Annotated in this window: 7 protein-coding genes; 4 read left to right on the top strand and 3 right to left on the bottom strand. The window is 59.6% G+C overall.

Features of this window, described 5'->3' with window-relative positions; genetic code table 11:
- Nucleotides 1–236: 236 nt before the first annotated feature.
- Genes M5J09_RS10165 through M5J09_RS10155 form a run of 3 tightly spaced genes read left to right on the top strand, consistent with a single transcriptional unit; the run spans nt 237 to nt 2,450 of the window.
- A complete protein-coding gene (locus M5J09_RS10165; RefSeq protein WP_257157767.1) occupies nt 237–647 on the top strand; it encodes a thioesterase family protein in 411 nt (136 codons plus the stop codon).
- 27 nt (nt 648–674) lie between these two features.
- A complete protein-coding gene (locus tag M5J09_RS10160; RefSeq protein ID WP_257157766.1) occupies nt 675–1,646 on the top strand; it encodes a nitronate monooxygenase family protein in 972 nt (323 codons plus the stop codon).
- Between the two features lie 3 nt (nt 1,647–1,649).
- Nucleotides 1,650–2,450 carry an enoyl-CoA hydratase-related protein gene (locus tag M5J09_RS10155; RefSeq protein WP_257157765.1) on the top strand — a complete coding sequence of 267 codons (801 nt, stop codon included), beginning with the start codon at nt 1,650–1,652 and terminating at the stop codon, nt 2,448–2,450.
- A gap of 622 nt (nt 2,451–3,072) precedes the next feature.
- On the opposite strand, the gene M5J09_RS10150 is transcribed toward M5J09_RS10155, so the two are convergent.
- Nucleotides 3,073–3,774 carry a hypothetical protein gene (locus M5J09_RS10150; protein WP_257157764.1) on the bottom strand — a complete coding sequence of 234 codons (702 nt, stop codon included), beginning with the start codon at nt 3,772–3,774 and terminating at the stop codon, nt 3,073–3,075.
- Nucleotides 3,775–4,151: 377 nt separating this feature from the next.
- Here M5J09_RS10150 and M5J09_RS10145 point away from each other — a divergent pair, with 377 nt between their 5' ends.
- A complete protein-coding gene (locus M5J09_RS10145; RefSeq protein WP_257157763.1) occupies nt 4,152–4,598 on the top strand; it encodes a MarR family transcriptional regulator in 447 nt (148 codons plus the stop codon).
- Nucleotides 4,599–4,612: 14 nt separating this feature from the next.
- Here the strand turns inward: M5J09_RS10145 and M5J09_RS10140 are convergent, their stop codons facing one another.
- Both M5J09_RS10140 and M5J09_RS10135 read right to left on the bottom strand, forming a co-directional pair.
- On the bottom strand, nt 4,613–5,848 hold the full coding sequence (locus M5J09_RS10140; protein ID WP_257157762.1) for a M20 family metallo-hydrolase: 1,236 nt from the start codon (nt 5,846–5,848) through the stop codon (nt 4,613–4,615).
- Between the two features lie 9 nt (nt 5,849–5,857).
- Nucleotides 5,858–7,447, bottom strand: coding sequence for an amidohydrolase (locus M5J09_RS10135; RefSeq protein ID WP_257157761.1), 1,590 nt, complete (start codon nt 7,445–7,447; stop codon nt 5,858–5,860).
- Between the last annotated feature and the right edge of the window lie 4 nt (nt 7,448–7,451).

Genomic DNA, 7,451 nt, shown 5'->3' with positions numbered 1-7,451 from the left:
TTGGGAATTGAAGAGTTCATCAACAAACAGATGTACTTCATCGCTAACTAACACCTCTTTGCCCGGTTGCCTTTTTCAGGCTCCGGGCTTTCTGTTTTCTTTGACGCGTCTGCTCCACCTAGAACCCCACACACCATCTGACCACTGTCTGACTAGTCCTCCATCAAGCTTTCCGCTACGAACCACAATTCGTATGTATAGTGATACACAACACTTTGTCTGCTGAAGGAGGAACAATGCGCGCCCCCGACAACGCCATCCCGGTAACCCTAGCGTTGAGATGGTCCGACCAGGATGCGAATGCCCACGTCAACAACGCCACCATGGTCACTCTTATCGAGGAGGCCCGCGTGCGCGCTGCCACAGATCTCACTGGGCCTTTCTCCACGAATACCCACGCTCACGTGGTGCGTTCTCTCGAAGTGGTCTATGACGCCGAGCTCACCTATACCGATTCCATTGAGGCTCGCGTGTGGGTGTCACGCATCGGAAATACCTCCTACCAGGTCTCCCACGAGCTCATCCAGGACGGTACGGCGTGCGTGTTTGCTACGGCGACGCTGGTGCTTATCGACGTCTCACAGCGCCGCCCCATCCCCCTCCCCGAGGAACTTAAAGAGCGCATGAGCGCCCATTATTCCGAATAGCCATTCACCCACTAAAGGAGAACAATCATGATTACCACCCGCGTTACTGAGATGCTCGGTATCGAGCACCCCATTGTCCAAGGCGGCATGCAGTGGGTCGGCCGAGCCGAACTCGCCGCAGCCGTCTCCAACGCCGGCGGCCTCGGCGTGATTACCGCCCTGACCCAGCCCACCCCGGAGGACCTGCGCACTGAGATTCGTCGCGCACGAGAACTCACCGACAAGCCCTTCGGCGTGAACCTCACCATGTTGCCAGCCATTACCCCACCGCCCTATGCGGAGTACCGCGACGTCATCATCGAAGAGGGCGTGAAGATTGCAGAGACCGCTGGCAACAACCCCAAGGACCACATGCCAGCTTTCAAGGACGCTGGTGTTACTGTCATTCACAAGTGCACCTCGGTGCGTCACGCGCTCAGCGCCCAGAAAGTTGGCGTAGACATCGTCAGCATTGACGGCTTCGAGTGCGCAGGTCACCCTGGTGAGGATGACATCCCCGGCCTTGTGCTCATTCCGGCCGCCAAGGACCAGCTGGACATCCCCATCATTGCCTCGGGCGGCTTCGCCGATGGCCGCGGTCTGGCAGCAGCCCTCGCCCTTGGCGCAGGGGGAATCAACATGGGAACCCGTTTTGTCGCCTCTACAGAGGCGCCAGTGCATGAGAACGTCAAGCAAGCCATCGTGGAGCGCTCCGAGCTCGATACCCAGCTCATCCTGCGCGAGCTGCGCAACTCGACGCGCGTCGCCAAGAATGCGGTGAGTGATGAAGTGGCAAAGCGCTTAGCCCAGGGCGCCGAGTTTGGTGATATCCGCCATCTCGTAGCCGGCAAACGTGGACGCGCTGTGTACGAGACCGGTGACCTCGACGCGGGTGTGTGGACCTGTGGCACCTCGCAAGGCCTGATTCGCGATGTCGCACCCTGTTCCGAGATCGTCTCCCGCATTAGCGCCGATGCAGCACGAATCATCTCCTCCCTCACCGAACTTGTTAAGGACTAAATAATGACCGACGCCATTCTGACGCGCCGCGAAGGCAGCGTTCTCATCGCCCAGATCAACAATTCTTCTCGTCGTAACGCCATTGCGAAGGAGCACTGCGTGGCCCTCTCCGCCGCGCTTGCCGAAGCCTCCTCGGACTCTTCCCTTCGCGCCCTCATCATCACTGGTGACGAGACCGCATTCTGCGCCGGTGCAGACATTGTGGCAGCAGCTCAGGCCGCCGCCGCGGCCCAGCAGTCAGGTGAAACCCCGAACCCCGCCGAGTCAACAATGCTCCCCCAGCTCAACGCGCTCATCACCGAGATTCACGCGGCTGAGATTCCCGTCATCGCCGCTGTTGAGGGCGCAGCCGCCGGCGCGGGCGCGTCATTGGCGTTTGCCTGCGACCTCATCGTGGGTGGCGAGGAATCCTACCTCACCCTCCCCTTCGGCAAGATTGGCCTCATCCCTGATGGCGGCGTGAGCCTTACCGCCCTCGCATCGCTCGGCCGCCACCGCGCCCTAGCCCTGTCGCTGCTCCAGGACAAACTTGGGGTCGAGGAAGCAGCTGAGACGGGGATCGTCGCCAAGCGCGCACCCCAAGGCCAGGCACTAGAGACCGCACTCAAGGTAGCCGAACGCCTGCACATCGCGCCCCGTGATGCCCTGGCCAAGGCCAAGGAGGCCATCAACCGCACCACACTGCGCCAGCTAGACGAACAGCTGCAGTGGGAAGAACCCACGCAGTACGCCCAGATGGCCTCTGCGGGCCACAAGGAAGGCGTCATGGCCTTCCTCGAAAAGCGCCCGGCGAGGTTCGACTAGACAAGACTTGCAGGCGATTGCCAGCTTGAGTTCATGGCGGTGCCAGCGCAGGACACCATACTCATTGTTGTGCGTTTGAGAGAGCGCATGCGAGAGAGAGAACCCCTCGCCCTCCGGAGGGCGGCCCCTAGCCGATACACGGAGGGACTTGATAGAGACGCCAACGAGTCCCCTATTCCCTGGGGGCTCGTTGGCGTTTTTCCACTCGGAGGTTCCATACCTCCACGCGAGGCACCACCTCACCCCAAGATCAGGTGAGCCTTACCCCCGCTGTTAGCCCCGTGGAAGCTCTCCAGCAACCACCAACGCACACCAGGTGGCCATAACCAGCAAAATCTTGCGCACCCAGGTAAAATTCAGTCAACTCCAATTTATTCATAACCTCCCGAATGAGCATTCTCAACAGAAAAGTTGCATACTTAGTGTCGTGCGTTGGAGAGAACGCACACAGAGAGATAGAGAAGCTTCAGCGCCCGAGGCCCCGTATTCGTGCGGCCCGGGCGCTGAAGTTTTGTTTCAGGAGCCCCTTCTCTCCCTCCGGGGCCCAGGATCGATAAAAGCCCCCACCTCAGTTCACAACGAGGCAGGGGCACAAAGACCTAGAACCTAGGTGCTTCCTACATTAGAAAGGGAGCTTGATGTTCAGGTTCAGGGTCTTAGCGATTACCGGGAAGGCCGCAGCAACAGCAGCCAGAACGCCAGCAACGATGCCGAAGATAGCCAACGGGGTCGGCTTGCCGTCCTTGGAGGACAGAGCGTCGCGAGCGGAGCTCTTCTTGTCGCCCGGCTCATCAGTCGGGGTCGGCTCAGCAGACTGGGACTCAGAAGGCTCAGAGGTCTGAGAGGCGGAGTTGGTTTCGGATGCCTCAGAGGACTTGGTGGCGGAAGTGCTCTCGGATGCCTCAGAGGACTTGGTGGCGGAGGTGCTTTCGGATGCCTCAGAGGACTTGGTGGCGGAAGTGCTCTCGGATGCCTCAGAGGACTTGGTGGCAGAGGTGGTTTCCTTCGGCTCGGAGGTCTTCTCGGTGGTGGTTTCCTTCGCCTCGGTGGTCTCCTCAGACTCGGAAGCGTTGCGGCTGTCTACGATACCCTTCACTACCAGGTAAGGCAGGGTCTGCTTTCCGTCTGCGGACTTGTAGTCGCCCTTACCCTCATCGACGGTCGTGTCCTTGTAGTAGGTGACGCCGTCAACCACAATGGAAGCCGGAAGCGCCACAACGGTGCTGTCAGCGGCCTCCGGGATCTGAGCGATTGCGGCGGTGGTGCCGCCAAGAACGAGGGCGCCGGACAGAGCAGCTGCAACGAGGGAACGAGAAATCTTCATGAGTACCTCCTATAGGGATTCGAATACTAGGGAGCCAAGATTTGACCGAGATTAAGGATAGTCACATTCATCTGTCACCTTGTAGAAATTCCGCCTTTTACCCCCGTGAATGAGAGAGAAAGAATGACCAAAGTACGCACGTGGCACCGCAGAAAATCTGCGATTATCTCCGGTTTTCTTTTGTCGTAACTGACTGACAATTCAGTGGCGAATACATCGTCAAAGAATCCTTAGGCCACCCCATCATGCCGCCATCACCCTGCTGAAGAGGCAGCGGAGAGACAAATAAATACCCTCAATGAAGCTCAAAAGGCTATCAAAACTGCGATTGGAAAACCGGTTGCGGTGGCCAGTCCGATGCTCTTAGGCTAGATCTCGTGACAGACAACGACAAAGTTTCGGAGACCATCTCCGAGTGGCGCCGACTTGAGCGGGCCCGCGCGCGTTTCGACACAGAAGTACGCCGCGAATACCACATTTCCGGTTCCCATCTTTCGCTTTTGCGCCTCATCGACAGGAATGGCCCCATCCCTATCCTGCAGTTACGCAAGGAACTAGGATGGCAGCCGGCCACCATTGGCCAGGCGGTGAAACGCTTGGTGCGTGATGATCTCATTTCGATTGTCGATGACCCCGCAGACCTTCGCCGCCGTCTGTGCGACATCACCGAAACCGGCCGCCGCTTCCTCCTGAATGTACCGCTGACTGGCCCGGCGCGACTGCGCACCTACGAGGTCAGCGAGGAGGATCTGGAGGCGATGAAGCGCGGTTTCGAAATTGCGCTCTCCGCTTTTGGCTATGAGCACTGGAGTGACGACGATTAGCACCAGTGAGTGTGCTAGTTCTCCCCGCAGCCAGTAGTAACGAGGCGCTGGGCCACGTGCGTGAACACGTCAAGACCAGCCAAGCAATCAGCCTCGGTGGTGAATTCCTTCTCATTATGAGAGATACCATCGACAGACGGAATAAAAAGCATCACCGTCGGGACGATTTCCTTGAGGTTCGTCGAATCGTGGCCGGCCACTGTGTAAATCTCCTGGTGTGGGTAGCCCAATTCCTCCACAACCTCACGGGCAAGCGCCACGCCCGCAGCCGGGTAGGGATTCAGGGCCCACTCATGCGTCGGGGTCAGATCGACAGACGTGCGTGACTCTTCTTCCGCAGCAACGATGATCTCCTGCAATCGCTTCTGGGCTTTGTCCAGCACTTCCGTGGATGGCGAGCGCACGTCCACATTAAACCGAACTTCACGAGCAATCGTCACAGGAGAGTTCGGCTCCAGGGTCAGTTGTGACACCGAGGCCTGCAGCTGCCCTACCTCAAATTCGTGAGTGAGACGCTCAACCTCCGCGATGATGAGGGAAGCGCCGAAGAGCGCATCTTTTCGGTCCGCCATGAGAGTGGACCCGGTATGGCCCTGCTCACCGGACACAACCGCTTGGAACTTCTTCGCACCCCAGGTAGCCGTAACCAGGCCTATCGTGTTGCCGGCATCTTCAAGCTGCTTGCCTTGTTCCACATGGATCTCCGCGTACGAGGCCAACGTGGGCGCTTCACCGCGCGGCGACCACCCCGCAGCCTCTTGAGCTTGCGCGACGGTGACGCCGGCTAGGTCGGTGACGGAGTGGGCGTCGGTAAGCGCGAGCGTACCCGTGAACACCGAACTGCCCATCATCGACGGAGCAAAACGCGAACCTTCCTCGTTAAACCAGTTGATAACCGCAAGGTTGTAGCGCGCATCTGCTCCTGACTGTGCCACACGCCCCGCTGCATGCGCTGCGGCAAGCACGCCATACGCGCCATCGAAGCGTCCGGCCAGCGGCTGAGAATCCAGGTGCGAGCCCAGGCCCACGTAGTCAGCACCCGGATTAAGCTCAAAAAGTCCGTACTGGTTGCCAATCTCGTCGTAGATGACGCGCGCGCCAAGGGACTCAAGCACCTCATGGAACCACGTGCGATTGAGGTTGTCGCCCTCACTTGCGGCTTGGCGCTCTACGCCCCCACCTGGGGTGGCACCGTTGGCGGACATTGCGTGAAAATCGGCTAGAAACTGCTCATCAGTGGTTTCTCGCATGAGTACTCCTTAGAAGCGTCCGTAGCGCAGTTCGCCGCCGACAATGGTGGCAGCCACGGAAATGGTGGATAGATCAGTAGTCAGGGGATCTGCAGACAGCAGCACGAAATCCGCCAGCTGCCCCGGAATGACTTGGCCTTTACGGCCCGCCCACCCCGTTGCCGCTGCCGAGCCGGCCGTGTAGGCATACAGTGCTTCCTCCGGTGTAAGCCGATCGGCCGGACCATAGTCACGCCCTGTTTCCGTGCGCCTTTCAATGGCTGCCTGCATGACGTCCAGCGGGACGCCCGGCGCGACAGGTTGGTCGGAGCTGCCTGGGAGGATGAGACCGGAGTCAAGAAGTCGCTTGCCCGGATAACTCCATGCGGCTCGCTCGGGTCCGAGGGCGTCTGCCATTGCATCACCGAAGGTCTTAATAAATAAAGGCTGCGGCACAACCACGATGGGCTTACCGCGCAGCCGCTCGATCTGGTCCGGCCGCACAATGCCGCCATGTTCAATGCGGTGCGGCATGGCGGGCACGCCATGCTTATCGACGGCCTCCTCCAGCGTCTCAATCGCAAAGTCCACGGCCGCATCACCAATAGCGTGGATGGCCAGTGACCATCCAGAGGCAGCGGCGTTGAGCGCGCGCTCGCGCATCTGCCCCGGATCACCTTGGAAATAGCCGTGGTGCGAGCAGCAGGCGTATTCCTCCGTTAACGCCGCAGTGGTTCCGAGGATAGAGCCGTCACTAAACATCTTGACGGGACCAATCTGCAGCCATTCATCACCGAAGCCTGTACGCAGACCACCATCGAGGCCCCACCCGGGACCATCGGACTCATGGCCATCAATCTCGTGGAGCACATCCATGGTCACCATGATCTGCATGCGGGTGTGCAGCGTGGCCTTTTGATACGCCGCGATTTCGCGTGGGCTATGGCCAATCCAACCACCCGCCACACCAGCATCCGTGACAGACGTCAAGCCACGTTCGAGGTAGTTCCGCGTGGCCAGTTCTAGGGCGCGCGCAATTTCTTCCCCGAATTCGGGAAGGGTGACGTTCTGGATGGCGCGCATGGCGTTTTCATCCACAAGCCCTGTGCAGTTGCCGTCCTCATCACGGACAAACTCCCCGCCTTCAATCTCCGGTGGGTTGGTGGGATCGATGCCCGCCGCGCGGAGAGCCGCAGTATTGACGGTGTAAGCATGGCCCGAATTGTGTTTGATGAGGAGGGGCTGGCCATGTGTGGCACGGTCAAGCTCCGCAATTGTGACAGGCGCTTCAAGCGCCGAAGGCCTAAATCCGGAGGCGATGACCCAGCCATCCGGGTTAGTCTCGACGGCGGCGAGGGCTGAGTAGACATCGGCAGGGGTGTCTACCTGGGACAGGTCCACCTCCAGCAGGGTTTGCCCGAACCAGACGGTATGAGAGTGAGCATCGTTGAAGCCTGGGGTGAGAGTACGGCCGCCAGCGTCCCAGGTCTCATCCGCAGGCAGAGCGCGAGCGGCATCATCCAGCGCGAGGATGCTGCCGTTAGCGAACGCCACGGCGCTCGCCACAGGACGGGAAGGGTCCTGGGTGAGGATATGGGCGTTGTCAATGAGCGTTATCATGGAA

The sequence above is a fragment of the Corynebacterium sp. BF-R-2 genome (assembly GCF_024586525.1).
GTDB lineage: Bacteria > Actinomycetota > Actinomycetes > Mycobacteriales > Mycobacteriaceae > Corynebacterium > Corynebacterium singulare.
The sequence above is the reverse complement of the archived record's forward strand: the minus strand, read 5'-3'. Positions and strand labels throughout refer to the sequence as shown.

Bases quoted from the DNA above. Each gene is read 5' to 3' on its own strand.
- M5J09_RS10160 (WP_257157766.1), top strand. From the start codon at position 675: ATGATTACCACCCGCGTTACTGAGATGCTCGGTATCGAGCACCCCATT.
- M5J09_RS10165 (WP_257157767.1), top strand. From the start codon at position 237: ATGCGCGCCCCCGACAACGCCATCCCGGTAACCCTAGCGTTGAGATGG.
- M5J09_RS10150 (WP_257157764.1), bottom strand. From the start codon at position 3,774: ATGAAGATTTCTCGTTCCCTCGTTGCAGCTGCTCTGTCCGGCGCCCTC.
- M5J09_RS10135 (WP_257157761.1), bottom strand. From the start codon at position 7,447: ATGATAACGCTCATTGACAACGCCCATATCCTCACCCAGGACCCTTCC.
- M5J09_RS10140 (WP_257157762.1), bottom strand. From the start codon at position 5,848: ATGCGAGAAACCACTGATGAGCAGTTTCTAGCCGATTTTCACGCAATG.
- M5J09_RS10155 (WP_257157765.1), top strand. From the start codon at position 1,650: ATGACCGACGCCATTCTGACGCGCCGCGAAGGCAGCGTTCTCATCGCC.